A 25,157-nucleotide genomic window follows, 5' to 3' on the forward strand; every position below is an offset into this window, starting at 1 on the left:
AACAAGCGGAGGGGTAGACGCAGATGCTGAGGGTGCTGATCGTCGACGATGAAGAACTGGCGCGGCTGCGGCTGCGCAGCCTGCTCGGCGAATGCCAGTCGCCGACGGCCGAGGTGGCCGGCGAAGCGGGCAGTGCGGTGCAGGCCTTGAGCTGGCTCGCGCAGCACCGCTGCGACGTGGTGCTGCTCGACGTGCAGATGCCGGGAGCCGACGGCACCCAGCTCGCGCAGCAACTGCGCAGCCAGGCCGACCCGCCCGCGGTGGTGTTCGTCACCGCGCATGCCGAGCACGCCGTCACCGCCTTCGAACTCGACGCCGTGGACTACCTCACCAAGCCGGTACGGCGCGAGCGGCTTCAGGCCGCACTCGCACGCGCGGCCGAGCGGCTCAAGACCCGCGCCGCCGCCCCCGAGTCCGACGAGCCGGTGCTGGTCGTCAACGACCGCGGGCGGGTCACGCGGGTGCCGCTGTCCGAGGTGCTGTATCTAAAGGCCGAGCTGAAGTACGTCACGCTGCGCACCGTGCACCACACCTACGTGCTGGACGACTCGTTGTCCGAGCTGGAAGAGCGGCTGGGCCCGCGCTTTCTGCGCATCCACCGCAACGCGCTGGTCGCGCGGCGCGCGATACGGGCGCTCGAACGGCGCATGGTGGCAGGTGACGACGAAGACGCCGGCAAGGAAGGCTGGGCGGTGCGTGTCGAAGGCATCGGCGAATGGCTTGCGGTGTCGCGCCGCCAGGTGGCGGCCGTCCGGGAGGCGCTGACCACCGAGGGTCTGTAGGGCACGCACCGCGCCTGCACCGGCCGCGTGGCTTTTCACCAAAGCGTCATCCGGCTGACGCGGCGGCGTCACGGCCCGCCGCCACCATGAGGGTCCATGCGTTGGATCCCCTGGCATCGAGACTCGCAACTGTTCCAGCCGCCGGGCGGCGCCGCGGCCGCCGCGCTGCCGCTGGGGCCGATCGACGAACCGGCCGAGACGCCGGAGCCCCCGAGGCTGCAAGTGCGCAGCGTCTTCATCTCCGACATCCACCTCGGCACGCCCGGCTGCCAGGCGCGCCCGCTGATGGACTTCCTGAAGGCCGTCGACTGCGAGCACCTGTTCCTGGTCGGCGACATCATCGACGGCTGGCAATTGCGCCGCTCGTGGTACTGGCCGCAAGCCCACAACGACGTCGTGCAGAAGCTGCTGCGCAAGGCCCGCAAGGGCACGCGCGTGGTGTTCGTCCCGGGCAACCACGACGAGTTCGCCCGCAAGTACGTGCAACACAACTTCGGCGGCATCGATGTGGTCGAGGACTGCATCCACGTGACGGCCGACGGCCGGCGGCTGTGGGTCACGCACGGCGACCTGTTCGACGGCGTGATCCAGTGTGCCCGGTGGCTGGCGCATGTCGGTGATTCGCTGTACGAGTTCACGCTCAAGCTCAATCGCTGGTTCAACTCGCTGCGCGCCCGCATGGGGCTGCCGTACTGGTCGCTGTCGAAGTACCTGAAGCTCAAGGTCAAGCGCGCCGTCAGCTACGTCAGCGATTTCGAGGTCGCGGTGGCACGCGAGGCGCGGCGCCGCGGGGTGCAGGGCGTGGTCTGCGGGCACATCCACCACGCCGAGCTGCGCGACATCGACGGCATCCTCTACGCCAACGACGGCGACTGGGTCGAGAGCCTCACGGCGCTCGTCGAGCACCACGACGGCCGTCTCGAGATCATCGACTGGTCGACCTGGCAATGCGAAGGTCGGCCCGCGGCGGCGGAACCGGTGCAGAGGGGAGTCGAGGCATGAAGCTCGCGCTCGTCACCGACGCCTGGCGGCCGCAGGTCAACGGCGTCGTGACGACCCTGGTCGAACTGCAGCAGGGCATCGAGGCTCGCGGCCATCGGGTCGAGGTGATCGAGCCGTCGCAGTTCCGCACCTTTCCATGCCCCGGCTACCGCGAGATCGAGCTGGCGTGGCGGCCGGGTGCGCAGGTCGCGCGCCAGCTCGATGCCGCGCAGGCCGATGCGATCCATATCGCGACCGAAGGCCCGCTGGGCAGTGCAGCACGGCGCTACTGCCTGAGGCGCGGGCTCGCGTTCACCACGGCCTTCCACACGCGCTTTCCCGACATCCTGACCCAGGCGCTGCACATTCCCAACCGCTGGGGCTACGCCTGGTTCCGCCGCTTCCACGCGCCGTCGTCCGGCGTGATGGTGCCGACCGCCGGCATGCATGCCTTGCTGCAGCAGCACGGTTTCGTCTCGCTGAAGCAGTGGTCGCACGGCGTCGACCTGAGCCTGTTTCGTCCGGTCGAGGGCGCCGACCTGGGCCTGCCGCGGCCGGTGTTCCTGTATGTCGGCCGGGTCTCGTACGAAAAGAACCTCGAAGCCTTCCTGGCGCTCGACCTGCCGGGCTCCAAGGTGGTCTATGGCGTCGGGCCCGTGCTCGACAAGCTGCAGCGTGCCTACCCGGGCGTGCATTGGCGCGGGGTCGTGCCGCGCAGCGAACTGCCGTTCATCTACAGCGCGGCCGACGCCTTCGTGTTCCCGAGCCGCTCCGAAACCTTCGGGCTGGTGATGCTCGAAGCGATGGCCTGCGGCACGCCGGTGGCCGCCTTCCCGGTGGCCGGCCCGTTGGACGTGGTCGCGGACTCCGACGGCGGGGTGCTGTGCGAAGACCTGCGTGCTGCGGCGATCGACGCCCTGGGCATCGCGTCCGACCGCGCTCGGGCGCGTGCGGCGAGTTTCGACTGGGCCGCGGTATGCGACCAGTTCCTGTCCTGCCTGGTACCGGCCGCGCAGGAGGCCTTTCCCAGGACGGGCAGGGCCGTCGCCGGCCCTTGAAAAGGCAAACAGCTTGCTACGCACTGTCTTAGAACCGTCATACGCCGGTCATATACTGAATTTCATGAATACTGAGGGGTCGGAACAAGGCGCCCGGTTGACGCTGCTCAACCGCGAGCGCGCCATACTCGAGTTCAACTACCGCGTGCTGGCCCAGGCCCAGCGGGCCGACGTGCCGCTCCTCGAGCGATTGCGATACGTCTGCATCGTCTCGTCCAACCTCGATGAATTCTTCGAGGTGCGCTTCGGCGACTACATCGAGGCGTCGCGCCAGCCCGGCGCCGGCGTCTCGGCGCGCGACCTCGCCGAAGTGGCGGCGGCCGCGCACGACCTGATCGACCGGCAGTACGCGCTGTTCAACGACGAGGTGATGCCTGCACTGCAGCGCGAAGGCATCGTGATCCTCAATCACGCCGAGCGCAACGAAGAGCAGCGTCGCTGGGTCGACCAGTTCTTCCAGCGCCAGGTGCGGCCGCTGCTGGTGCCGCTGGGGCTCGACCCGGCCCACCCCTTTCCGCAGGTCGCGAACAAGTCGCTCAACTTCATCGTCAAGCTCGGCGGCAAGGATGCCTTCGGCCGCGAGAACTCGATCGCGATCGTCAAGGTGCCGCGCGTGCTGGCGCGCGTGATCCGGCTGCCGGACAAGCTCGCCGCCCCCGGCCAGCAGGCCTTCGTGCTGTTGTCCAGCGTGATCCGTGCGCACCTCGAAGAGCTGTTTCCCGGCCGATCGGTCGAGGCGTTCTCGCAGTTCCGGGTCACGCGCGACTCCGACCTCGCGGTCGACGAGCAGGACGTCACCAACCTGCGCCAGGCTCTGCGCACGTCGTTGAGCACCCGGCACTTCGGCCAGGCGATCCGCCTCGAGGTGGTCAACAGCTGCCCGCCGGAGCTGTCGGCTTACCTGCTGCACCATTTCGGCCTGCCGGAGGCGGCGCTGTACCGCGTCGCCGGGCCGGTCAACCTGGTGCGGCTGAACCAGCTGATCGACCAGGCCGACGCGCCGCTGCTGCGCTTCGCGCCGTACGAGCCGGCCTGGCCCGCGGCGCTGCAGCGGTCGGTGCCGATCTTCGAACAGTTGCAGCACGGCGATGTGCTGCTGCACCACCCGTTCGAGAGCTTCGAGCCGGTCGTGCAGATGCTGCGCGAGGCGGTCTACGACCCCGACGTGCTCGCGATCAAGCAGACCATCTACCGCACCGGCGCCGAGTCGGTGCTGATGGACCTGCTGCTCGAGGCGGCGCGTCGCGGCAAGGAAGTGATGGCCGTCGTCGAACTGAAAGCGCGCTTCGACGAGGAGGCCAACATCAATTGGGCCGAACAGCTCGAGGCGGTCGGTGCACAAGTGGTCTACGGTATCGTCGGCCTCAAGACGCACGCCAAGCTGCTGTTGATCACGCGGCGCGAAGAGGGCACGCGCGGCCCGGTGCTGCGCCGCTACGCGCACCTGTCGACCGGCAACTACAACCCGCGCACGGCGAGGCTGTATACCGACGTCGGATACCTGACCGCCGATGCCGAGATCACCGCCGATGCCGACACGGTGTTCCAGCAGCTGGCCAGCCTGACCAAGCTGCGCACGCCGCGGCAGCTGCTGATGGCGCCGTTTTCGCTGCACAAGCAGATGGTGCGGCACATCGAGCAGGTCGGCGAGGCTGCTGCTGCAGGCAAGCCGGCGCGCATCGTCGTGAAGATCAACGCGCTCACCGACGTGCCGCTGATCGATGCGCTGGTGCGGGCGGCGCAGGCCGGTGCGCAGATCGACCTGATCGTGCGTGGCGCCTGCATGTTGCCGCCGGGTGTTGCCGGCTGGACCGAGCGCGTGCGCGTGCGCTCGGTGGTCGGCCGTTTCCTGGAACACACGCGGGTGCTGTATTTCCGCTGGGGCGAGGACGGGGCCGACGAAGCGCTCTACCTGTCCAGTGCCGACTGGATGAGCCGCAACATGTTCCGCCGCATCGAGGTGGCGTGGCCGGTGCGTGAAGTCGCGCTGCGCCAGCGCATCATCGACGAGTGCCTGGTGCCCTACCTGCACGACGCCAAGGACGCCTGGACGCTGCAGGCCGACGGGCACTACGAGCGGCTCGACATCGACGGGCACAGCGCGCAGCAGGCGCTGATGGCGGTTTACAGTGCGCCGCCGGTGGTGTGATGGACCTGATCCTCTGGCGCCATGCGGAAGCGCAGATGCTGCGCCCTGAGAAGGACACGCCCGAGGAGGACCTGCAACGCGCCCTCACCGCGAAGGGCGAGCGCCAGGCCACCCGCATGGCCGAGTGGCTCAACCAGCGGCTGGCGCAGTCCACGCGCGTGCTGGTGAGCCCTGCGGTGCGCACGCAGCAGACCGCACAGGCTCTCGGCCGGCCGTTCAAGACGGTGGCGACGCTGGCCCCGGGAGCCGAGGTCGATGCCATCTTGCAGGCCGCCCGCTGGCCCGACGGCAGCGAGCCGGTGCTGATCATCGGCCACCAGCCGACCCTCGGCATGGTGGCGTCGCAACTGCTGTCCTGCGAGCCTCAGCCGTGGGCGATCAAGAAGGGGGCGGTGTGGTGGCTGCGCCAGCGCGTGCGCGAAGGCGAGGACCAGGTGGTGCTGCAGGCGGTGCAGTCGCCCGACTGCCTGTAACGCCTGCGCCCGCGGTTCACTCCGGCAACACCAGCTTCAACGGCCCGCTGCGGTCCCACACGGCACGTTCTTCCTGCAGCAGGTAGAGCGTGCGCGGGTGCGCTTCGGCCCAGTCCGCGGGCCAGCTCAGCTGGGCGGCGCTGCCACGCCGTTGCAGCTTGAGCGCGCCGAGTTCGGGCATGCGCCGGGCGTGGCACAACAGCACCGCCAGGCGCAGACACAGCACCTGCCATGCCGAACTGTCGTCGCGCAGGCTCTCGTCGAGCTTGCGCAAGCCGCCCCGGTGGCCCAGCACCAGCGCCGCCAGCCGCCGCTGCTGCGACTGCGAGAAGCCGGCCGCGTCGACGTGGCTGAGCAGGTAGGCGCTGTGGCGGTGGTGGTCGTGGTGCGAGACCATCATGCCCAGCTCGTGCAGCGCCGCCGCCCATTGCAGCTCGCGCTGGGCGTCCAGCTTCGCCTTCGGCTCGACGCTCGCATACAGCGTGCGCGCCACCTGCTGCACGCGATCGGCCTGTGCGGTGTCGACATGAAAGCGGTCCTGCAGCTGCTGCACCGAGTCGTCGCGCATGTCGTGCGCATGCACCGCGTCGAGCGCGGCGTGCGCGCGCTCGTGCAGATCGAAGATCACGCCCTGGCGCAATGCGCCGCGTGCCGGCTGCAGCGCATCGATGCCGAAGTGCATGGCCAGCGTGTAAAGGATGGACAAGCCGCCGCCGAGGACTGCGCGCCGGTCGTCCTTCAGGCCGGGCAACGCCAGCGATTCGGCGCGGCCCGCGCTCAGGCACTGCTCGATGCACCAGCGCAGCCCATCGGGCGTGATGGTGCCGTCCGTGATGCCGCTGGCCGCCAGCAGTTGCGACACCGCACCCGCTGTGCCGGAGGAGCCCAGCGCTTCGCGCCATTGTCCCGGCGCGAACACCTCCAGCGCTTCTTCGAGCTCGGCCCCGGCCGCGATCTGCGCGGCACGAAAGCCTGCTTCGGTGAAGCGGCCCTTGTCGAAATAGCGCAACGACAGGCTGACGCTGCCGACCTGAAAGGACTCGGCCACCAGCGGCGTGCGACCTTCGCCCAGGATCATCTCGGTCGAGCGACCGCCGATGTCGACCACCAGCCGGCGGCCGGCACTCGACGGCAGCAACCGGGCGACACCGGCATAGATCAGACGGGCCTCCTCACGGCCCGAGATCACTTCGATCGGGTGCCCCAGCACAGCCTGTGCGCGCGCCAGGAACACGTCGCGGTTCTTGGCTTCACGCAGCGTCTGGGTCGCCACCGCGCGCACCTGGTGCGGGCCGAAACCATGCAGTCGCTCGGCAAAGCGCGCCAGGCAGGCCAGGCCGCGCAGGGTCGCCTCTTCGGTCAGCATGCCGTGCGCATCCAGCCCGCCGCCCAGCCGCACGGTCTCCTTCAGGTAGTCGAGCCGGCGATAGCGGCCGCGCTGCACCTGGCCGATTTCCAGCCGGAAGCTGTTCGAGCCCATGTCCACGGCAGCGAGCAGGGCGGGCGTGTCGGTGGTCTGCGGATCGGTTCTGTGCCAACTCATGGCGCGCATTGTCCCTGCATTTCGTGACGCTGCAGGTGGTACGCCGAGAGCCCGCTGCAAGATCGGCGTCGGTCGTGTACGCTGCGCGGCTTTGGCTCTTCCTGCCGTTGCCCGGTAGTTGCCTCGTCGGATCCAAGCGGTCGGGTCCGATGCTGGGGCGGCGTCAGCTGGACCGCGCTCTTCACCGATGGAGATCTGACGATGCAAACGGAAGATTTGGACAGCCTCACGCCGACCCGCGACTTCTCTCGTCGCAGCTTCGTGAAAACGGCCGTGGGCAGCGGTTTTGCCGCCGCCGTGCTGCCGGTGACGGCGCAGACCCTCAAGACCGACAGCGAAGGGCTGACGGTCGGCGAGGTGACGGTGCCGGTCGGCGGCTTCAAGATGCCGGCGTATCGCGCGCAGCCTGCCGGCAAGACGAACCTGCCGGTGGTGCTGGTGATCTCCGAGATCTTCGGCGTGCACGAGCACATCGCCGACGTCGCGCGGCGCTTCGCCAAGCTGGGCTACCTGGCGATTGCGCCCGAGCTGTTCGTGCGCCAGGGCGACGCCCAGTCCTACGGCGAGATCGCCAAGCTGCAGGCGGAGGTCATTTCCAAGGTGCCGGACGCCCAGGTGATGGGCGATCTCGACGCCGCGGTGGCGTGGGCCAAGGCCAATGGCGGCGACACCGGCCGCTTGGGCATCACCGGCTTCTGCTGGGGCGGACGCATCACCTGGCTCTATGCCGCGCATGGGCCGGTCAAGGCCGGCGTCGCGTGGTACGGCCGCCTGGTCGGCAACAATACCGAGCTGACCCCCAGGCACCCCGTCGATCTTGCCAAGGAGTTGAAGGCGCCGGTGCTGGGCCTGTATGGCGGGCAGGATGCCGGCATTCCGCTTGACACCGTTGATAAGATGAAGGCCGCATTGGCCGCAGGAAGCGCGGCTGCCAAGCAGTCCGAGTTCGTGGTCTTTCCTGACGCGCCGCATGCCTTCCACGCCGACTACCGGCCCAGCTACCGAAAGGAAGCCGCCGAAGACGGATGGAAGCGCTGCACGGCCTGGTTCAAGAAGCACGGTGTCGCCTGACTTCACGGTGAAGAGCCGCGCTCCCAAGGAAAAGCAGGGCCGCCCCAGGTTTCCTTGACCCCGCTGGGGGCGGGCAGGGCGCAGCCCGGCCTGGGGGTCCTCGTTCTTGCGGCTCTTTTTTTGGTTCGACATGACGCTGACCTATATCGTCCTCGCCACACTGTTGGGGGGTGTGCTCTCGGTGCTGATCGCAGCGAGCCTGACGCTTACCGTGTTGAGCAAGCTGGTGCGGCACCTCGTCAGCCTGTCGGCCGGCGTGCTGCTCGGCACAGCCCTGCTGCACGTGCTGCCCGAGGCCTTCGAAAGCTCGGCCGGGGCGCATGAACTGTTCCTCACGTTGCTGGCCGGGCTGCTGTTCTTCTTCCTGCTCGAGAAGGCCGAGCTGTACCGCCACGGGCATCACCACGAAGGCGACGGCGACCACCACCACCACGGCTTCGACCACGACCAGGCCGGGCGCGGCGGCTGGAGCGTGCTGGTGGGCGACAGCATCCACAACTTCTGCGACGGCATCATCATCGCCGCCGCCTTTCTGGCCGAACCGCGCCTGGGGGTCGTCACGGCCCTGGCCGTGATCGCTCACGAGATCCCGCAGGAGGTGGGCGATTTCATCGTGCTGCTCAACGCCGGCTTCTCACGCGCGAAGGCCTTGGCCTACAACGCGCTGTCGGGGCTGGCCGCGGTGCTCGGCGGCGTGCTCGGCTACTTCGTCGTCGGCCCCTGGGAAGACCTGTTCCCCTACCTGCTCGTGATCGCGTCGTCGAGCTTCATCTACGTGGCGGTGGCCGACCTGATCCCGCAGCTGCAGCGGCGCCTGTCGCTCAAGGAAACCGCGTCCCAGCTGATGTGGCTGGGCGCGGGCCTCGCCTTCATCACCTTCATCGTCGGGCAGTTCCACGGGCATTGACGGGTCCCCCCCTACGCGCTGCGCGCGCCCCCCAGGGGGCAACACCAGCGGCCCGGCAGAGCCGGCTCCGCGGTGTTCGCTGGGCCGGCATAAGCCGTACGCGGGGTGCCGAGCATCGTGGAAAGGGCGTCAGCCGCTCGTCACCTCTGGCTTGAAGCAGGCAGCGGCACAAGCTCCACTACCTTTCGCATTGAAGTCATTCAGGCGCTCCGCACAGGCCGAGCGCAGGCACGATTGCCGCGCACGGCCCGTGCCGGCCCAGCGAACACCGCGGAGCCGGCTCTGCCGGGCCGCTGGTGTTGCCCCTTGAGGGGCGCGCGCGGCGCGTAGGGGTGGTCCTACCTGACCACCAGAACCGGAATGGCGCTGTGGGTGAGCACGCGGTTGGTCTCGCTGCCGAGCAGCAGCGCCTGCACGCCGCGGCGGCCGTGCGAGGCCATCACAATGAGGTCGCAGTGGTTGTGCTTGGCGTGGTCGACCACGGCCTCCCAGACACTGACCGACTCGACGGTGTGTCCGGTGCAGGGAATGCCGGCGGCGGCACAGGCTTCACGCACCTGGGTGACGTTCTTGCTCGCCATGCGCTCCTGCGCGTCGAGGAACTCTTGCGGCAGCGTCGGCTGCATCTCGGAGATCGCGCTGTACGGATAAGGGTCTTTGACGCTGATCGTGTAGACCTCGGCACCGGTCAATTTCGCCAGTGACACGGCCGTGGATATGGCCCGCTGAGTGATGTCCGAGCCGTCGGTGGGAACGAGGATGCGCTTGTACATGGAGACCTCCGTGGTTTGGAATCCGGGTGGCGTTGCACTGCATCGTGCCCTCATCGAGCCCGACCATGTTGACCCATCTCAAGCGTGCCGCGCAAGCGCATCTCCCCGCAGCACACACGTGGAATCGCGGATGTCCCCACCGGCGGCGCCACGCCAGGCGCTGCCCTCAACCCCGCTCGACCGGCCGTGACGGGTCGGCGCACCATTCGCTCCACGAGCCGGGGTACAGCGCCGAGCCGCCGAGCCCGGCCAGCTCCATCGCGAGCAGGTTGTGGCAGGCGGTGACGCCCGAGCCGCATTGGTGCACCACCTGCCCGGGCGGCAGCCCGGCCAGCCGCGCTTCGAACTCGCGGCGCAGTTCGGCCGCCGGCTTGAAGCGGCCCTCGGGCGTGAGGTTGTCCTTGAAGAAGCGGTTCGCTGCACCGGGAATGTGGCCTGCGACCGGGTCCAGCGGTTCGGTGTCGCCACGGTAGCGTTCGGGGGCGCGGGCGTCGAGCACGCGCAGTGCCGGCGAACCGAGGCGAGCCTGCAGCCCGGCGGCGTCAATGCTGGCCACCAGTGGCTCGCTCAGGGGATACGTGGACGCGTGCACCGGTGTCGGCCCGTCGGTGCTCAGCGTGCCGCCGGCCGCCAGCCAGGCGGCGACGCCGCCGTCGAGCACCGACACCGCGTCGTGTCCCAGCCACTTCAGCATCCACCAGGCTCGCACGCAGTACATGCTGCCCTGGCGGTCGTACACCACCACATGGCGTTGCGGCGTCACGCCGAAGCGCGTGGCGGTGGCGGCGAAGGCCTCGCGCGGCGGCAGCGGGTGGCGGCCGTTGCGGCCGGTCTTGGGGGCCGAGAGGTCGCGGTCGAGGTGCACATAGTGCGCGCCCGGCAGGTGGCCGGCGCGGTAGGCCGCCTCGCCGGCCGAGGGGTCGGCCAGGTCGAAGCCGACGTCCCACAGCACGGGCGGCTGCGGGCCGCGCACCTGGGCGAGCAGTTCTTCGGCGGAAATCAGCGGTGTCGTGTTCATGTCTCGGTGGTGTTGGTAGCGGACGTGGCCGGCGCGGCCTTGGCCCGCAGGAACGTGGCCGCAACACCGGCCACGACGATCAACAGCATGCCTGCAAGCGCCATCCAGGTGACGGGGTCATCGAACAGCAGCACCCCGTAGATGAAGGCGAAGACGATGCCGAGGTACTGCAGGCTCGCGTTGACGAGCGTCTTGCCGGTGGCATAAGCGCGCGTCATCATCAGCTGGGCGACGGTCGCCAGCAGGCCGACCGCCAGCAGCAGCGCCACCCCGGTGGCGCTGTGCGCGCTGATGCCGGTGTAGACCATCGTCAGCGCACCGGCCGCCACGCCGCCGAGCGAGAAGTAGAACACCACGCGGTACTCCGGCTCGCCGGCACGGCCCAGCGCCGTGACCTGCAGGTAGGCGGTGGCGCTCAGCATGCCTGACAGCAGCCCGACGAGGCCGTGCCACAACTGCTGCTGGTCGATCGTCGGCCGCAGGATCAGCGCAACGCCGGCGAAGCCGGTCAGCACGGTCGCGATCAGCCGCGAGTCGATGCGCGCACCGCCGAGCAGGATGGCCCCGCCGAGCAGGAACAAGGCCATCCATACCGACGACATGTAGTTGAGCGTGATCGCGGTGGCGAGCGGCAGGTTGCTGATCGCGTAGAACCACATGCACAGCGCTGCCACGCCCGACAGACTGCGCCAGAAGTGCATCGCCGGCACGCGGGTGCGCAACGTGCCGCCACGCCGCCATGCGAGGAGCGACAGCATCACGGCGCCGACCAGGCCACGGTAGAACACGATCTCGCCCGGCGAGTAGTAGGCCGACGCGTATTTCACGCACAGCCCCATCGTCGCGAACAGGAAGGACGCGAGCATCATCAACACCGGCGCCTGGCTCACAGCACATCCTCCTCGATGCGCATCAGGTGGGCGGGTGGCGGCGGCAGCTCGGCATCGCGCGGCAGCGCGAACACCTCGACCGTGCTGTCGCGGCCCTTGACCTGCCGTGCCCCGAGCGGTGCCAGCAGCGTGCCCAGGGCCTCGGGCAGCAGGTCGCGGGTCTGGCGATTGACGAGCAGCGCGACTTCCGGGTGCTCCTTGCTCAGGCTTTCGAGCCTTGCCGCGATGTTCACCGTATCGCCGATCACCGTGTAAATGCAGCGCTCGGGCGAGCCGATCTGGCCGGCCAGTGCGGTGCCGCTCGCCAGACCGATGCCGGCGACCAACGCCGGCGCACCATACGCCGCTCGCTCGCAATTGAACTCTCCCAGCGCACGCTGCATCTCGACCGCTGCATACAGCGCGCGCTCGACCCGGTGCTCGTCGGGCGTCGGGGCGCCGAACACCACCACCATCGCATCTCCCATGAAGTTGTTGACGTACCCGCCGTAGCGCTGGACCGCTTCGGTCATGCGGGTGAAGTATTCGTTGAGCGTCAGCACGATGTCGCGCGGCTTCATCGCTTCGCACAACTGCGAGAAGCCGCGGATGTCGCTCAGCAGCACGGTCACCTCGACCTCGTGGCCACCGAGCATGAGCTCGCCCTGCAGCAATTGGTCGCGCACTTCCGGCGACACCAGCCGGCCGAACACGTCGCGCTCGCGCTCGCGCTTTTCCAGCTCCCAGCTCATGTGGTTGAACGACCGCGCGAGCAGGCCGAGCTCGTCGTCGCGGTCGAGCTCGACGTGCGCGTTGAGGTAGTGGCCGCGCAGGATGGCCCGTGCCGACCGTGCGACGTGGCGCACGTCGTGCGCCAGCCCGCGTGCGAAGCGCCACGCGATGCCGGCCGCAAGGCACGAAACGGTGAGCACGATCAGGCTGTAGTTCAGCAGTGCTTCGCGCACCAGCGCGCGGTAGGCGTCCAGCGACTCGATCACCCGCACGCTCCAGCCGGCGTGCGCCGGAGCCTCGGCCACCACTGCGTCGGCGGCCGTGCCGTTGCGGTTCGCGATCGGCACGGCGGCGCCGACGTCGGGCGAGCGCGCCACCGACGCAACCAGCGCCTGCGTGTCGTCGCGCAGCAGCGCGCGTACTTCTTCGGAGGCGTCGGCCGGCAGGGCGATCGTGGTTGCGATGGCCTCTCGCGGCAGTCCGACGACGACCCAGCCCAGCAGGCGCGACGTGCCGCCGTTGACATCGCGCGCCGGCTGCACCACGTCGGCGCCGCCGTCCGGCGCGCGACGAGCCACCCAGGTGGTGGTGGCGGGCAGCGAGCCGATGGCCGGCGTGCGGGTGCTGAGTTCGGGAAATCTCACGAGCGCGCGGCCGTGTCTGTCGAGCACCTGCACACGGTCGATCTCGGGATGGCTGCGCACCAGGCTGCGCAACTCGGCGCGCAGGCTGTCATCGGACGGCAGGGTGCCGGCCAGCACTTCGACGGTAGCCGGCGTCGCGGCGACCATCCGCGCCAGTTGTTCGCCGCTCAGCATCAGTTGCCGGACCCGCCCGGCGATCAGCTCGGCCGTCTGGCGGGTGCGGCGTTCCTGTTCGCGTTTCAGCCGCTGCGAGTTCTCGGTCAGCGACAGCAGCCCTGCGATCACGAGCGGCACGATGGTGAGCAGCAGCACGGCTGCAGGCAGCGTGCGGCTGAGGGACCGGCGCTGCAGTTCAGCGGGCGCGGCGTTCACGAGGAGGCTAAGGCGAGTCGGGGCGACACGACGAGGATGATAAGACCACCCCCGTGCGCTGCGCAGAATGAAAAACGCCCGGCCGGGCCGGGCGTCTCGGGCAGGGCTGTCAGCCCCTGTATTGCAGCATCTGCCGGTACCACTCGTGGAAGTGCTGCATGCCGTCTTCCATCGGGCTCTGGTACGGGCCCACCTCGTTGTCGCCGCGCTCGAACAGCGCCTTGCGGCCCCCGTCCATGCGCAGCGCGATCTCGTCGTCCTCGACGCAGGTCTCCATGTAGGCGGCCTGCTCGGCTTCGACGAACTCGCGCTCGAAGGCGGCGATCTCTTCGGGGTAGAAGAACTCCACCACGTTGAGCGTCTTCTGCGGGCCCTTCGGATACAGCGTCGAGACCACCAGCACGTGCGGATACCACTCGACCATGATGTTCGGGTAGTAGGTCAGCCAGATCGCCCCATGCTTCGGCGGCACGCCGCCGTTGAAGCGCAGCACCGCGTCATGCCAGTTGCGATAGGTGTCCGAACCCGGCTTGCCGAGCGCGTTGGCCACACCGACGGTCTGCACCGAATACTCGCGCCCGAACTCCCAGCGCAAGTCGTCGCAGGCGACGAAGTTGCCCAGGCCGGGGTGGAAGGGGCCGACGTGGTAGTCCTCCAGGTAAACCTCGATGAAGGTCTTCCAGTTGTAGTCGCACTCGTGCAGTTCCACCTTGTCCAGCACATAACCGCTGAAGTCGAGTTCCGCTGCCGGGCCCAGCTTAGCCAGGTCGGTGGCGATGTCGCGGCCGTTGTCCTCGAACACCAGCCCGTTCCAGCTCTGCACCTTGTAGTTGTTGAGGTTCAGACACGGGTCCTGTGCGAAGTGCGGCGCGCCGAGCAATTGCCCGTCGAGGCCGTAGGTCCAGCGGTGCAGCGGGCACACGATGTTGCGCTTCGTGTTGCCGCGCCCGCGCAGCATCACCGCCTGCCGGTGGCGGCAGACGTTGGAGATCAGCTCGACGCCGTTGGGCGTGCGCACCAGCGCCCGGCCTTCGCCTTCCTGGGGCAGGGCGTAGTAATCCCCGACCTCGGGCACGGCGAGTTCGTGCCCGAGATACCGGGGACCGCCATGGAAGATGAGCTCCATCTCGCGGCGAAACAGATCGCCGTCGAAATATGCCGATACCGGCAGTTGCGTGTGGCTTTGCTCAAGGGCAATGCTTAGGTCTGACATGATCCCCAGGATCTCCAAAAACCAATGTCCAACCACCCCCACGGTGGGCCCATCTCCCCGGGTCGAGGCACTTCAGGCGCGGCAAGGCCGGAACCTCCTGTCGAATGCGAGGCCGCGATGATTTGCGAAGGGAACCGGACATTTTAAACGGCACGGAGAAGCAGGGGGTGGCGACCGGCCATCACACCGGCGAATTCGACCTGACGCTCCAGAATGCACCGCGCTGGTGCGGGTGCCCCTGACTACAATGGGTGGTTTCACCTGCACGTCATGCCGAAGACCCCGCCCCCCCCGACAGGTACCGAGCCGGCGAGCTATGAAGACGCACTGGCCGAACTCGAGCGGCTGGTGTCCGAACTCGAGTCGGGCCAGTTGCCGCTCGACCGCCTGCTGCAGAGCTACCAGCGTGGCGCACAGTTGCTCACCTACTGCCGCGGCCGGCTCGAGGCCGTGGAGCAGCAGGTCAAGGTGCTGGAAGACGGCCAGCTGAAACCCTGGATGCAAGCATGAGCCTTTCTTCGAGCGGCCTGGTGGCCGCCCTCTCGCCCGTCGCAGCCGGCTTCGACCGCTGGGCGCAGGTACGGCTCGAACGGGTCGAGGCGGCGCTGTCGCAATGGGTGCCGGCCGACGCGCCGGCCGGGCTGGGCGAGGCCATGCGCTACGGCGTGCTCGACGGCGGCAAGCGCCTGCGCCCGCTGCTGGTGCTGGCGGCGGCCGAGTCCGTCGGCGGCCATGCCGACGCCGCGCTGCGTGCCGCCTGCGCGGTGGAGCTGATCCACGCCTATTCGCTGGTCCACGACGACATGCCCTGCATGGACGACGACGTGCTGCGCCGCGGCAAGCCGACCGTGCACGTCAAGTTCGGCGAGGCCACCGCGATGCTGACCGGCGACGCGATGCAGGCGCTGGCCTTCGACGTGCTGACGCCCGACGAGGCGACGGTCCCGCCCGCGCTGCAGGCCATCTTGTGTCGCCTTCTCGCACGGGCGTCCGGGCACGAAGGCATGGCCGGCGGCCAGGCGATCGACCTGGCCAGCGTCGGGCGTTCGCTCGACGAAACCGAACTGCGCGACATGCATCGCCGCAAGACCGGCGCGCTGCTGCGCGCCAGCGTGCAGATGGGTGCGGCGTGCGGCCCTGTCGACGCCACCGCCTGGGACGCGTTGTCGGACTACGGCTGGAGCGTCGGGCTGGCCTTCCAGGTGGTCGACGACATCCTGGACGTGACGCAGGCCTCCGAAACCCTGGGCAAGACCGCCGGTAAGGATGCCGACAACGGCAAGCCCACGTACGTGTCGGTGCTCGGGCTCGACGCCGCGCGTCGCTATGCGGCACAACTGCGCGAGCAGGCGCACGAGGCGCTGGCGAGGGCCGGCCTTCGCGATGCCGGCCTGCTGGCCGTGCTCGCAGACAAAGTCGTGGATCGGCAAAGCTGATGAAGTATCCCCTCCTCGAAACCATCCAGTCGCCCGCCGACCTGCGCCGCCTGCCACGTACCGAGCTGAAGCGCCTGGCCGACGAGCTGCGCGACTTCGTGCTGCAGAGCGTCTCGCAGACCGGCGGGCACCTGTCGTCCAACCTCGGCACCGTGGAGCTGACGATCGCGCTGCACTACGTGTTCGAGACGCCGTGCGATCGCCTGGTGTGGGACGTCGGCCACCAGACCTACCCCCACAAGGTGCTCACCGGCCGGCGCGAGCGCATGCCCTCGCTGCGCCAGCTCGGCGGCATGAGCGGCTTTCCGCGCCGCGACGAGAGCGAGTACGACACCTTCGGCACCGCGCATTCGTCGACGTCGATCTCGGCCGCGCTCGGCATGGCGCTGGCCGCCAAGCAGAAGGGCGAAGAGCGCAAGGCGGTCGCCATCATCGGCGACGGCGCCATGACCGCCGGCATGGCCTTCGAGGCGCTCAACAACGCCGGCGACCCGCATGCCGTGGGCTCGGCCGACGTGCTGGTGGTGCTGAACGACAACGACATGTCGATCTCGCCGCCGGTGGGGGCGCTGAACAAGTATTTCGCACGCCTGATGTCCGGGCGTTTCTATGCCGTCGCGCGCGAAGGCGCCAAGCAGGTGCTGAAGGCCGCGCCGCCGCTGTTCGAGCTGGCACGCCGCTTCGAGGAGCACGCCAAGGGCATGATCGTCCCGGCGACCATCTTCGAGGAATTCGGCTTCAACTACGTCGGGCCGATCGACGGCCACGACCTCGACTCGCTGATCCCCACGCTCGAGAACCTGCGCAACCTGAAGGGGCCGCAGTTCCTGCACATCGTCACGAAGAAGGGCTACGGCTACAAGCTGGCCGAGGCCGACCCCATCGCCTACCACGGCCCGGGCAAGTTCAATCCCGCGGAGGGGTTGAAGAAGGCCGCGGCCGGCGGCAAGCCCACGTTCACGCAGGTGTTCGGGCAGTGGCTGTGCGACATGGCCGAGCAGGACGAGCGCCTGGTCGGCATCACGCCCGCCATGCGTGAAGGCTCGGGCATGGTCGAGTTCGAGAAGCGGTTCCCGAAGCGCTACCACGACGTCGGCATCGCCGAGCAGCATGCCGTCACCTTCGCCGCCGGCATGGCCTGCGAAGGGCTGAAGCCGGTGGTCGCGATCTACTCGACCTTCCTGCAGCGCGCCTACGACCAACTGATCCACGACGTCGCGATCCAGAACCTGCCGGTGGTTTTCGCGCTTGATCGCGCCGGCATCGTCGGCGCCGACGGCGCCACGCACATGGGCGCCTTCGACATCGCCTACCTGCGCTGCATCCCGAACCTGGGCGTGCTGACGCCGGCCGACGAGAACGAATGCCGGCAGCTGCTGTACACGGCGTTCCAGCAGAACCACCCCACCGCCGTGCGCTACCCCCGCGGCGCCGGTGCCGGCGTCGAAGTGCAGCAGCAGATGGCCGCCTTGCCGTTCGGCAAGGGCGAGGTGCGCCGCACCGGCCAGCGCATCGCCTTCCTGGCCTTCGGCACGCTGCTGTATCCCGCGCTGCAGGCCGCCGAGAAGCTGGATGCCACGGTGGCCAACATGCGTTTCGTGAAGCCGCTCGACACCGCGCTGGTCGAGCAGCTGGCCCGTACGCACGATGCGCTCGTGACCATTGAAGAGGGCTGCCTGATGGGCGGCGCCGGCAGCGCGGTCGCCGAGGCCCTGCATGCCGCCGGCCTGACCACGCCGGTGCTGATGCTGGGCCTGAAGGACGAATTCATCGAGCATGGCGACCCGGCCAAGCTGCTGGCTCTGCAGGGCCTGGATGCCGCGGGCATCGAGCGCTCGGTGCTGCAGCGCTTCGGCGGCAAGCTCGAGCTGGTGCGGCCGGCGGCCAACCAGTGAGAGGGCCGCCATCCCCCTGTAAGCCCTAGGGAAAGTCCCAAGGCCTCAGACTGTCGCGCGGGCGATTGACACGGCCCGTCGCTGAGGACAACGATGAACGACATGACCAGCCTGAAGAACCTGATGCCCTCGTCCGAGGCCATGCCCGACGTGCAGAGCACGCGCGACGAGCGCCGCCTCGCGATCCAGCGCGTGGGTGTCAAGGACGTGCGCTACCCCATCCAGCTGCGCATCGGCGGCCAGGTGCAACCCAGCGTCGCCGTGTGGAACCTCGACGTGGCGCTGCCGGCCGACCAGAAGGGCACGCACATGTCGCGCTTCGTGGCTTGGCTCAACGAGCACCACGCCCAGCCGATCGAGGCCACCGGCCTGCGCGACGACCTCGCCGGCATGCTCAAGCTGCTGAACGCGAACGAAGGCCGCATCGAGGCCCGCTTCTCGTTCTTCATCCTGAAGACGGCGCCGGTGTCCGGCGTGCAGAGCCTGCTCGACTACCAGGGCAAGTGGGTGGCCGAGACCCGGGCCGGCCAGACCACGGTGTGGGCGGAGGTGGTGGTGCCGGTCAAGTCGCTGTGCCCGTGCTCGAAGGAGATCTCCGAGTTCGGCGCCCACAACCAGCGCTCGCACGTGACCATCCGCGCCGAGCTGCTCGGCAACCTCGATTGGCACGAACTGGTGCGTTTCGCCGAAGAGAGCGCGTCCAGCGAGATCTGGCCGCTGCTCAAGCGCACCGACGAGAAGTGGATCACCGAGCGTGCCTACCAGAACCCGAAGTTCGTCGAAGATCTGGTGCGTGACGTGGCGCTGCGGCTGAACGCCGAGCCGCGCATCGGGCGCTATCGCGTCGAAGTCGAAAACTTCGAGTCTATTCACAACCACTCGGCATTCGCGATCATCGAGCGCGAATGAGCGCGGCCGCCAGGCCGCCGGCGCATTGCGCCGACGATGGCTGGACGGTACCCCCCGGCACAACCACTCGGCATTCGCGATCATCGAGCGCGAATGAGCGCAGCCTGAAGGGATGCGCACGGCGCGAATGCGCGGGCCGTGGCTGGGCAGTCGGCCCTGATCGTGCTACAGCCGACTGTCACAACCACTCGGCATTCGCGATCATCGAGCGCGAATGAGCGCGGCCGCCAGGCCGCCGGCGCATTGCGCCGACGATGGCTGGACGGTACCCCCTCGGCACAACCACTCGGCATTCGCGATGATCGAGCGAGAATGAGCGCGGCCCGCTTCGCGTGGACCCCAGCGCCTTCGCGCCGCCTCCCTTCGTCATCACCCTTCCTCAGCACAGTGACCTGACTGCGAGACGTCTCTCGCAGCAGTTCATTGCATAGAAAGGAATCGCGATGGCTCTTCCCGCCGTTCTCCCGGCGCTCGGCGCTGTCGGCCGCACCGTGCTTGGCGCAGCCAACAGCCCTGCGGGGCAAATCCTCCAGACGGGCGCACAGCCCATCATCTCCAGCCTCCTGAACCCGCCGCAGCAGCCCAAGCCGCAGCAGGCTTGAACACGCCTGCGTGGACGGGCACGGCCGGCGGCGACCGCGGCCGGCCGCTCCGGTGCGCAACCGCCTTCACCTGAGGCCCCGCATGAACCACATCGAATCACCCGAAGCCCGGGAACTGGTCCAGTCCATCTTCAAGGCCTGCGCCGAGTGCCGTGCTGACGATGCCGAAGCCGACTGGCACCGGCTGCAATACCTGGGGCCGCTTCCCGAGCTGACCAAAGTCATTCCGGCCTTCATCATGATGAGCCGCGGCCAGAACCTCGACGCGCTGCGCTACATGAACGAGCTGCCCGAAGACCTGTCACCCTCGACCAAGGTGGTGTGCCTGCGCATGGTCGGCGACCCGACCTGGCGGTCGGCCGCGGATGCCCTGATGGACGACCCGGACCCGACGGTGCGCGAGGCGATGCGGCAACTCGTGGAGACCGCCGTGCCGAGCTATTGCTGAGCCGGCCGCCAGCCGCGGCGGAGCCGGTACAGGCAATGCTCGCGCAGCGCATGCCCTGCGGGGACGGCGGGGTGTTCGAAGGTCTGCGCATCGCGTCGCATTCCCAGCCGCTCCATCACCGCCTGCGAGCGCAGGTTGGCCAGCGCGGTGAAGGACACGATCTCGTCCAGTGCCAATCGGTCGAAGCCCACGCGCAACGCCGCACGCGCGGCCTCGGTGGCATACCCCTGGCCCCAGTGAGCCCGAGCAAGCCGCCAGCCGATTTCAACGCACGGCGAGCAAGGAAGCTGCGCCGCCGGCACGTTCAGCCCGACGAATCCGATGAACTGGGCCGTCGCCTTCAACTCGGCGGCCCAGAAGCCCCAGCCGTGCCGCGCGAAGTGCGCCTGCAGACGGTCCACGACAGCATCGCTTTGCTCGCGACTCAACGTGGACGGAAAGAACGCCATCACGTGCGGGTCGGCATTCAGGGCGGCAAACGCAGCGCGGTCCTCGTCTTGCCAGCGTCGCAGGCGCAGCCGCCCGGTCGTGAACTCGATCGGCGGCTGCACCGCCGGAGGCACCCAGGCCGCGGACGTCAACGCACGACCAGGCGCGCCGGCCCTTCGCCCACCGAGCCGATGACCGCCGCCATGTCGAACCCCCGCTGGCGGAACACTTGCAGCACGCGCTCTGCGGCTTCCGGCGCGCACGACACCAGCAGGCCGCCACTCGTCTGCGGATCGGTCAACAGGGCCTGTTCGGCCATGGCAAATCCTTCGGGCAACTGCACCTGCTCGCCATAGCTCGTCCAGTTGCGCCCAGAAGCACCGGTGACCAGACCCTGCGATGCCAGCTCACGCACGCCGGGCAGCAGCGGCACGCTCGCCCAATCGATCTGCACCGTCGCCTTGGCGCCCCGCGCAAGTTCCAGCCCATGGCCCGCGAGACCGAAGCCCGTCACGTCCGTCAGCGCATGCACGCCGGGCAACTCGGCCAGTTCCGGCCCCGGCGTGTTGAGCTTCGTCGTGCTGGCGATCATCTGGCGATAGCCCTCGTCACCCAGGCGCTCCTTCTTCAGCGCGGCCGACAGCACACCCACGCCCAGCGGCTTGCCCAGCACCAGCACGTCGCCGGGTTTGGCATCGGCGTTGCGTTTCACCTTCGAGGGGTGCACCAGCCCCATCACCACCAGGCCGTAGATCGGCTCGACCGAGTCGATGGTGTGCCCGCCGGCGATCGGGATGCCGGCCTCGCCGCACACACTTTCGCCGCCCTTCAGGATGCGGCCGATCACGTCCAGCGGCAGCACGTTGATCGGCATGCCGACCAGCGCCAGCGCCATGATCGGCCGGCCGCCCATCGCATAGACGTCGGAGATCGCGTTGGTGGCGGCAATGCGCCCGAAGTCGTACGGGTCGTCGACGATGGGCATGAAGAAATCGGTCGTCGCGATCAGCGCCTGTTCGTCGTTGAGCTGGTAGACGGCCGCATCGTCGGCGGTCTCGATGCCCACCAGCAGCGCGGGCGGCACCGGCAGGCCGGCCGTGCCCTTGAGGATCTCCGACAGCACGCCGGGAGCGATCTTGCAGCCGCAGCCGCCGCCGTGGGACAAGGACGTGAGGCGGGGGGCGGCAACGGGGGAGGAGGCAGTCATCGTGAGAAGGGAGAGAGAAGCGAGTGCACCAAGTGTAGGACGTGGCGCCGTTCCTCGTCGGGCTCGAACAGCGAGCTGCGCTGCTGCCCCTGCCCGCGCAAGTGCGCCAGGAAGGTCGGCTCGTCGCGGCAGCGCTCGATCAGCCGCGCCAGCGCCACGTCGTCGCCCAGCTCGAAGTAGCCGTCGTAGCCTGCGCCCAGCATGCCGACGTTGCCGTCGACGCGCGAGGCCAGCACCGCGGTGCCGCACTGCACCGCCTCCACGATCACCTGGGCGCCGCCTTCCATGCGCGAGCTGTTGACCAGCACCTGGGCGCGGCGCATGCGCTGGCGTACGAGGTGGTGGGCCATTCCGCCCAGCCAGCGGTAGTTCGGCTGCGTTTGTGCGCAGGCCTGTGCCGCGATGCGTTGCATCTCGTCGAGCGCCTCGCCGATCTGCTCGAAGCGAATGTCGCTGCGGTCGCCCAGCCGCTGCGCGGCCAGCATGAAAGTGAGCGGGTCCTTCTCGTCGCGCAGGTGCCCGACCTGCACCACGCGCAGCCGCTGCCGGGGCGTCGGGGCAGGGGCGAGGCGCGGCGCGGACTGGTAGATCACGACGCAGTGCGGACGCCGGTCTTCGGGAAGCTGCCCGACGGCGGCCTCCTGCAGCACCACCAGCCGGCTCGCGAGCTGGATCGAGCGCCGGGCGCTCTCGTCGAACGGCAGGTCGCGGTAGAGGTCGGTGCCCGTGAGCACCAGCACGCGCGGCGCATCGGGTGTCTCGGCGGCGTGCCGGGCCAGCGACGCCGCCGAGCGGCGCGCATGCAGCGCGATCAGCAGATCGCACGGCTCGCCTGTCCATTCGGTCACGATGCGGGTGCGACAATGACCGCCCAGAAAGCGCGACCAGCGGTAGGCTGTACGCCAGTTGCCGTTGTTGGCCTGCGCCAGCGACGGGCTCACGATCACGACTGAAGGTGCAGCAGAGGTGGACATCGATACGCCAGACATGCGTCGCAGCGGCCGCGACCTCCTGTCGCTGGCCCTGATCGACAGCCGCAACTGTACGTTGCATCGCTTCAGCATGTACCAGCAATCCTTGCAGGTGCCGCTGATGGCCGAGCTCAACCCGCCGCTGTGGGAACTCGGTCACGTCGGCTGGTTCCAGGAGTACTGGATCGGCCGCAACGTCGAGCGCCATCTCGGCCCGGCCGCCGACCGCACCCGCCCTCGGCTCGGCTCCATCGAACCGTCCGCCGACCGGCTGTACGACTCGTCCAACGTGTCGCACGACGAGCGCTGGCACCTCGAACTGCCCGAGCCCGACAGCACGCTCGCCTATCTCGTCGAGACGCTCGAATCGACGCTCGACATGCTGGCGCATGCCCCGGAAACCGACGACGGCCTGTACTTCTTCCGCCTCGCGCTGTTCCACGAGGACATGCATGCCGAAGCCTTCGCCTACATGGCGCAGACGCTGGGGCTGCCGATGCCCGAGCTGCCGTGGCCCATTCCGGTCGCGCAACGCCCGGCCGTCGGTGTGCCGGCCACCCGCTGGCAGCTCGGCAGCCGGCCCGGCAACGGTTTCGTGTTCGACAACGAGAAATGGGCGCACGAGCAGCGCGTGCCCGAGTTCGAGATCGACGCGCAGCCGGTCACCTGGGCGCAGTACATCGAGTTCATCGAGGACGGCGGCTACGACGAAGCCTTGTGGTGGTCGGCCGAGGGCTGGGCCTGGCTGCAGGCCAGCGGCCGGCGTGCGCCGCGCCACGTCGAGCAGGTGCGCCACGGCCTGCTGGTGCAGCGCGGCGACGCGCTGGTGCGCGCGGCGCTCAACACGCCGGTGATGCACGTGAACTGGCACGAGGCCCAGGCCTGGTGCCGCTGGGCCGGCCGCCGGCTGCCCAGCGAGGCCGAGTGGGAAGTGGCCGCCGGCATCGCCGGCAGCCGGGGCTTTCGCTGGGGCGAGGTGTGGGAATGGACGGCCAGCCGCTTCGAGCCCTACGCCGGATTCCAGGCCGACCCGTATGCCGACTATTCGCAGCCGTGGTTCGGCACGCATCGCGTGCTGCGCGGCGGCTCGTTCGCGACCCGCCCGCGCATGAAGCACGTGAAGTACCGCAATTTCTATCGGCCCGAGCGCGACGACGTCTTCAGCGGTTTCCGGTCCTGCGCGCTCTGAGGCCCTGGGCTGGCCGCACCGACATCGGGCCGGGCCGCGATCGGCGCGTGCTGCACCATCAGTTCGACCACCCAGTCGACGAACACCCGCAGCTTGGCGCTGACGTGCCGGTTCGGCGGGAACGCCACGTACATCGGCATCGGCTCCAGATGCCAGTCGCCGAACAGCGGCACCAGTTCGCCGCGTGCCACGTGCGCCGCGGCCATGTAGTGCGGCAACCAGAGGACGCCCATGCCCGCCAGACCGGCAGCCAGGTAGGCGTTGCCGTCATCCATCGCCACCACGTAGCGCCCCTGCACGTCGAGGTGCTCGCCATTGCGCCACATGGGGGCGGGCGCCACCTTGCCGCTGCGTGCGCGCAGGTAGCCGACGATGCGATGGTGCGTGTCTTCCAGCTCGCGCGGATGCACAGGCGTGCCGGCGCGTTGCAGGTAGCCGGGGGCCGCGTAGACGCCGAGTTGCAGCTCGCCCACGCGGCGGGCCACCAAGGACGAGTCCGTCAGCTCGCCGCCGCGCAGCACGCAGTCCACGTTGTCGCCGATCAGGTCCACCATGCGGTCGCTGACGCCCATGTCGAGCTGGATCTCGGGGTAGCGCGCGTGAAAGGCCGGCAAGGCGGGCACCAGGATCATGCGTGCGAACGGGCTCGGCACGTCCACCCGCAGCCGGCCCCTGGGTGAGACGGAAGCACTGGACAAACTGGTGTCGGCGTCCTCCAGATCGGCCAGCAGGCGCACCACGCGTTCGTAGTAGGCGGCACCGTCCGCGGTGATCCGCACCCGGCGAGTGGTCCGGTGCAGCAGTTGGACGCGCAGCCGCGCCTCCAGCTGCTGCACCAGTTGCGTCACGCTGGTCTTGTTCATGTGCAGCGTCTGCGCCGCCTTGGTGAAGCTGCCCGCCTCCACCACGCGGACGAAGGCCCGCAGCGCATCGAAACGGTCCATGTCGGCTCCTGGCGCTTCGAGGATTGTTTGGAATCTGCAAACAGTGATTGTGCGTCCTGCTTGTTTATCCGCACGAAGCCCGCCTCTAGAGTGCCGTCATCCCATCCATCCATACCAAGCAAGAGGTGATGCATGTCTGCACGTGATGTCGTTTTTCCGGCCGGGCGCCAGGCCTTGTACGAAAAGAACCGCTACTCGCCGGCCATCCGTTCCAACGGGTTCCTGTTCGTTTCGGGGCAGGTCGGCAGCCGGCCCGACGGGTCGCCGGAGCCCGAGCTGGAGGCGCAGGTCCGGCTGGCGTTCGACAACCTGAACGCCATCCTGGTGGCCGCGGGCTGCAGCTTCAAGGACGTGGTCGACGTGACGGTCTTTATCGTCGACCCCGCATCGCAGTTCGAACCGATCTGGAAAGTGGTGGGCGAATACTGGGGCGAAGCACCGCACCCGACGCTGACGGGCATCGGCGTGACCTGGCTCTACGGCTTCCAGTTCGAGATCAAGGTGATCGCCAAACTGCCTGAAGCCGGCGCCGCCTGACGCGC

At 68.8% G+C, this 25,157-nt stretch carries 24 protein-coding genes; 14 read left to right on the forward strand and 10 right to left on the reverse strand.

Features of this window, described 5'->3' with window-relative positions:
• Positions 1–23 precede the first annotated feature (23 nt).
• The 5 genes from M8A51_RS08250 to sixA all read left to right on the forward strand — a co-directional run bounded on the left by M8A51_RS08250 (position 24) and on the right by sixA (position 5,443).
• Positions 24–782, forward strand: coding sequence for a LytR/AlgR family response regulator transcription factor (locus tag M8A51_RS08250; RefSeq protein ID WP_251777731.1), 759 nt, complete (start codon positions 24–26; stop codon positions 780–782).
• Between the two features lie 96 nt (positions 783–878).
• Positions 879–1,784: a UDP-2,3-diacylglucosamine diphosphatase gene (locus M8A51_RS08255; RefSeq protein WP_251777732.1), complete on the forward strand. Its 906-nt coding sequence runs from the start codon at positions 879–881 to the stop codon at positions 1,782–1,784.
• Positions 1,781–2,821, forward strand: coding sequence for a glycosyltransferase family 4 protein (locus M8A51_RS08260; RefSeq protein ID WP_251777733.1), 1,041 nt, complete (start codon positions 1,781–1,783; stop codon positions 2,819–2,821). The genes M8A51_RS08255 and M8A51_RS08260 overlap by 4 nt, the downstream gene beginning before the upstream one ends.
• A gap of 64 nt (positions 2,822–2,885) precedes the next feature.
• The gene (ppk1, locus tag M8A51_RS08265) at positions 2,886–4,970 is read left to right on the forward strand and encodes a polyphosphate kinase 1 (protein WP_251777734.1); all 2,085 of its coding nucleotides are present in this window, start codon (positions 2,886–2,888) and stop codon (positions 4,968–4,970) included.
• Complete coding sequence (gene sixA, locus M8A51_RS08270) at positions 4,970–5,443, forward strand: phosphohistidine phosphatase SixA (RefSeq protein ID WP_251777735.1); 474 nt, start codon at positions 4,970–4,972, stop codon at positions 5,441–5,443. Before ppk1 ends, sixA begins: the two co-directional genes overlap by 1 nt.
• A gap of 16 nt (positions 5,444–5,459) precedes the next feature.
• On the opposite strand, the gene M8A51_RS08275 is transcribed toward sixA, so the two are convergent.
• Entirely contained in the window at positions 5,460–6,986 is a 1,527-nt protein-coding gene (locus M8A51_RS08275) for a Ppx/GppA phosphatase family protein (RefSeq protein ID WP_251777736.1), read from the reverse strand.
• A 201-nt stretch (positions 6,987–7,187) separates the two neighbouring features.
• Between M8A51_RS08275 and M8A51_RS08280 the strand changes: the two genes are divergently transcribed.
• Together M8A51_RS08280 and M8A51_RS08285 are read left to right on the forward strand one after the other, a co-directional pair.
• On the forward strand, positions 7,188–8,057 hold the full coding sequence (locus tag M8A51_RS08280) for a dienelactone hydrolase family protein (protein ID WP_251777737.1): 870 nt from the start codon (positions 7,188–7,190) through the stop codon (positions 8,055–8,057).
• 130 nt (positions 8,058–8,187) lie between these two features.
• Complete coding sequence (locus M8A51_RS08285; RefSeq protein ID WP_251777738.1) at positions 8,188–8,964, forward strand: ZIP family metal transporter; 777 nt, start codon at positions 8,188–8,190, stop codon at positions 8,962–8,964.
• A 338-nt stretch (positions 8,965–9,302) separates the two neighbouring features.
• Here the strand turns inward: M8A51_RS08285 and M8A51_RS08290 are convergent, their stop codons facing one another.
• The 5 genes from M8A51_RS08290 to M8A51_RS08310 form a co-directional block, all read right to left on the reverse strand.
• Positions 9,303–9,737 carry a universal stress protein gene (locus tag M8A51_RS08290; protein ID WP_251777739.1) on the reverse strand — a complete coding sequence of 145 codons (435 nt, stop codon included), beginning with the start codon at positions 9,735–9,737 and terminating at the stop codon, positions 9,303–9,305.
• Positions 9,738–9,903: 166 nt separating this feature from the next.
• Positions 9,904–10,755: a sulfurtransferase gene (locus M8A51_RS08295; protein WP_251777740.1), complete on the reverse strand. Its 852-nt coding sequence runs from the start codon at positions 10,753–10,755 to the stop codon at positions 9,904–9,906.
• Positions 10,752–11,624, reverse strand: coding sequence for a DMT family transporter (locus M8A51_RS08300; protein ID WP_251777970.1), 873 nt, complete (start codon positions 11,622–11,624; stop codon positions 10,752–10,754). The genes M8A51_RS08295 and M8A51_RS08300 overlap by 4 nt, the downstream gene beginning before the upstream one ends.
• A 17-nt stretch (positions 11,625–11,641) precedes the next feature.
• Positions 11,642–13,372 (reverse strand): adenylate/guanylate cyclase domain-containing protein, encoded by a 1,731-nt coding sequence (locus M8A51_RS08305; RefSeq protein ID WP_251777741.1) that lies wholly within the window; start codon positions 13,370–13,372, stop codon positions 11,642–11,644.
• A gap of 109 nt (positions 13,373–13,481) precedes the next feature.
• The gene (locus M8A51_RS08310; RefSeq protein ID WP_251777742.1) at positions 13,482–14,585 is read right to left on the reverse strand and encodes an aromatic ring-hydroxylating oxygenase subunit alpha; all 1,104 of its coding nucleotides are present in this window, start codon (positions 14,583–14,585) and stop codon (positions 13,482–13,484) included.
• A gap of 270 nt (positions 14,586–14,855) precedes the next feature.
• Here M8A51_RS08310 and xseB point away from each other — a divergent pair, with 270 nt between their 5' ends.
• From xseB to M8A51_RS08335, 5 genes are all read left to right on the forward strand, one after another.
• On the forward strand, positions 14,856–15,095 hold the full coding sequence (gene xseB / locus M8A51_RS08315; RefSeq protein ID WP_251777743.1) for an exodeoxyribonuclease VII small subunit: 240 nt from the start codon (positions 14,856–14,858) through the stop codon (positions 15,093–15,095).
• Complete coding sequence (locus M8A51_RS08320) at positions 15,092–16,021, forward strand: polyprenyl synthetase family protein (RefSeq protein WP_251777744.1); 930 nt, start codon at positions 15,092–15,094, stop codon at positions 16,019–16,021. Before xseB ends, M8A51_RS08320 begins: the two co-directional genes overlap by 4 nt.
• Entirely contained in the window at positions 16,021–17,916 is a 1,896-nt protein-coding gene (dxs, locus tag M8A51_RS08325; protein WP_251777745.1) for a 1-deoxy-D-xylulose-5-phosphate synthase, read from the forward strand. Before M8A51_RS08320 ends, dxs begins: the two co-directional genes overlap by 1 nt.
• Before the next feature lie 93 nt (positions 17,917–18,009).
• A complete protein-coding gene (gene folE2, locus M8A51_RS08330; RefSeq protein WP_407062214.1) occupies positions 18,010–18,825 on the forward strand; it encodes a GTP cyclohydrolase FolE2 in 816 nt (271 codons plus the stop codon).
• A 684-nt stretch (positions 18,826–19,509) separates the two neighbouring features.
• Positions 19,510–19,875 (forward strand): HrpB1 family type III secretion system apparatus protein, encoded by a 366-nt coding sequence (locus M8A51_RS08335; RefSeq protein WP_251777746.1) that lies wholly within the window; start codon positions 19,510–19,512, stop codon positions 19,873–19,875.
• Here the strand turns inward: M8A51_RS08335 and M8A51_RS08340 are convergent.
• Genes M8A51_RS08340 through senB form a run of 3 tightly spaced genes read right to left on the reverse strand, consistent with a single transcriptional unit; the run spans position 19,866 to position 22,485 of the window.
• Positions 19,866–20,456: a GNAT family N-acetyltransferase gene (locus M8A51_RS08340; RefSeq protein ID WP_251777747.1), complete on the reverse strand. Its 591-nt coding sequence runs from the start codon at positions 20,454–20,456 to the stop codon at positions 19,866–19,868. The genes M8A51_RS08335 and M8A51_RS08340 overlap by 10 nt on opposite strands.
• Positions 20,453–21,511 carry a selenide, water dikinase SelD gene (selD, locus tag M8A51_RS08345; RefSeq protein WP_251777748.1) on the reverse strand — a complete coding sequence of 353 codons (1,059 nt, stop codon included), beginning with the start codon at positions 21,509–21,511 and terminating at the stop codon, positions 20,453–20,455. The genes M8A51_RS08340 and selD overlap by 4 nt, the downstream gene beginning before the upstream one ends.
• The gene (senB, locus tag M8A51_RS08350) at positions 21,508–22,485 is read right to left on the reverse strand and encodes a selenoneine biosynthesis selenosugar synthase SenB (protein ID WP_251777749.1); all 978 of its coding nucleotides are present in this window, start codon (positions 22,483–22,485) and stop codon (positions 21,508–21,510) included. The genes selD and senB overlap by 4 nt, the downstream gene beginning before the upstream one ends.
• Between senB and senA the strand changes: the two genes are divergently transcribed.
• Positions 22,478–23,671, forward strand: a complete 1,194-nt coding sequence (gene senA / locus M8A51_RS08355) for a selenoneine synthase SenA (RefSeq protein WP_368408530.1) — start codon at positions 22,478–22,480, stop codon at positions 23,669–23,671. The genes senB and senA overlap by 8 nt on opposite strands.
• Here the strand turns inward: senA and M8A51_RS08360 are convergent.
• Positions 23,617–24,615 (reverse strand): LysR family transcriptional regulator, encoded by a 999-nt coding sequence (locus M8A51_RS08360; protein ID WP_251777750.1) that lies wholly within the window; start codon positions 24,613–24,615, stop codon positions 23,617–23,619. The two genes, senA and M8A51_RS08360, sit on opposite strands and share 55 nt — an antisense overlap.
• Before the next feature lie 132 nt (positions 24,616–24,747).
• Here M8A51_RS08360 and M8A51_RS08365 point away from each other — a divergent pair, with 132 nt between their 5' ends.
• Positions 24,748–25,152 carry a RidA family protein gene (locus M8A51_RS08365; RefSeq protein WP_251777751.1) on the forward strand — a complete coding sequence of 135 codons (405 nt, stop codon included), beginning with the start codon at positions 24,748–24,750 and terminating at the stop codon, positions 25,150–25,152.
• The last annotated feature ends 5 nt before the right edge of the window (positions 25,153–25,157 follow it).

Origin of the sequence: Caldimonas mangrovi (assembly GCF_023721835.1) — a bacterium.
GTDB classification, from domain to species: Bacteria; Pseudomonadota; Gammaproteobacteria; order Burkholderiales; family Burkholderiaceae_C; genus Caldimonas; species Caldimonas mangrovi.

Excerpts from the sequence above, each read along its gene's own strand:
- M8A51_RS08250 (WP_251777731.1), top strand. The coding sequence starts at position 24 with ATGCTGAGGGTGCTGATCGTCGACGATGAAGAACTGGCGCGGCTGCGG.
- M8A51_RS08255 (WP_251777732.1), top strand. The coding sequence starts at position 879 with ATGCGTTGGATCCCCTGGCATCGAGACTCGCAACTGTTCCAGCCGCCG.
- M8A51_RS08260 (WP_251777733.1), top strand. The coding sequence starts at position 1,781 with ATGAAGCTCGCGCTCGTCACCGACGCCTGGCGGCCGCAGGTCAACGGC.
- ppk1 (WP_251777734.1), top strand. The coding sequence starts at position 2,886 with ATGAATACTGAGGGGTCGGAACAAGGCGCCCGGTTGACGCTGCTCAAC.
- sixA (WP_251777735.1), top strand. The coding sequence starts at position 4,970 with ATGGACCTGATCCTCTGGCGCCATGCGGAAGCGCAGATGCTGCGCCCT.
- M8A51_RS08275 (WP_251777736.1), bottom strand. The coding sequence starts at position 6,986 with ATGAGTTGGCACAGAACCGATCCGCAGACCACCGACACGCCCGCCCTG.
- M8A51_RS08280 (WP_251777737.1), top strand. The coding sequence starts at position 7,188 with ATGCAAACGGAAGATTTGGACAGCCTCACGCCGACCCGCGACTTCTCT.
- M8A51_RS08285 (WP_251777738.1), top strand. The coding sequence starts at position 8,188 with ATGACGCTGACCTATATCGTCCTCGCCACACTGTTGGGGGGTGTGCTC.
- M8A51_RS08290 (WP_251777739.1), bottom strand. The coding sequence starts at position 9,737 with ATGTACAAGCGCATCCTCGTTCCCACCGACGGCTCGGACATCACTCAG.
- M8A51_RS08295 (WP_251777740.1), bottom strand. The coding sequence starts at position 10,755 with ATGAACACGACACCGCTGATTTCCGCCGAAGAACTGCTCGCCCAGGTG.
- M8A51_RS08300 (WP_251777970.1), bottom strand. The coding sequence starts at position 11,624 with ATGATGCTCGCGTCCTTCCTGTTCGCGACGATGGGGCTGTGCGTGAAA.
- M8A51_RS08310 (WP_251777742.1), bottom strand. The coding sequence starts at position 14,585 with ATGTCAGACCTAAGCATTGCCCTTGAGCAAAGCCACACGCAACTGCCG.
- xseB (WP_251777743.1), top strand. The coding sequence starts at position 14,856 with ATGCCGAAGACCCCGCCCCCCCCGACAGGTACCGAGCCGGCGAGCTAT.
- M8A51_RS08320 (WP_251777744.1), top strand. The coding sequence starts at position 15,092 with ATGAGCCTTTCTTCGAGCGGCCTGGTGGCCGCCCTCTCGCCCGTCGCA.
- dxs (WP_251777745.1), top strand. The coding sequence starts at position 16,021 with ATGAAGTATCCCCTCCTCGAAACCATCCAGTCGCCCGCCGACCTGCGC.
- folE2 (WP_407062214.1), top strand. The coding sequence starts at position 18,010 with ATGAACGACATGACCAGCCTGAAGAACCTGATGCCCTCGTCCGAGGCC.
- M8A51_RS08335 (WP_251777746.1), top strand. The coding sequence starts at position 19,510 with ATGAACCACATCGAATCACCCGAAGCCCGGGAACTGGTCCAGTCCATC.
- selD (WP_251777748.1), bottom strand. The coding sequence starts at position 21,511 with ATGACTGCCTCCTCCCCCGTTGCCGCCCCCCGCCTCACGTCCTTGTCC.
- senB (WP_251777749.1), bottom strand. The coding sequence starts at position 22,485 with ATGTCCACCTCTGCTGCACCTTCAGTCGTGATCGTGAGCCCGTCGCTG.
- M8A51_RS08360 (WP_251777750.1), bottom strand. The coding sequence starts at position 24,615 with ATGGACCGTTTCGATGCGCTGCGGGCCTTCGTCCGCGTGGTGGAGGCG.
- M8A51_RS08365 (WP_251777751.1), top strand. The coding sequence starts at position 24,748 with ATGTCTGCACGTGATGTCGTTTTTCCGGCCGGGCGCCAGGCCTTGTAC.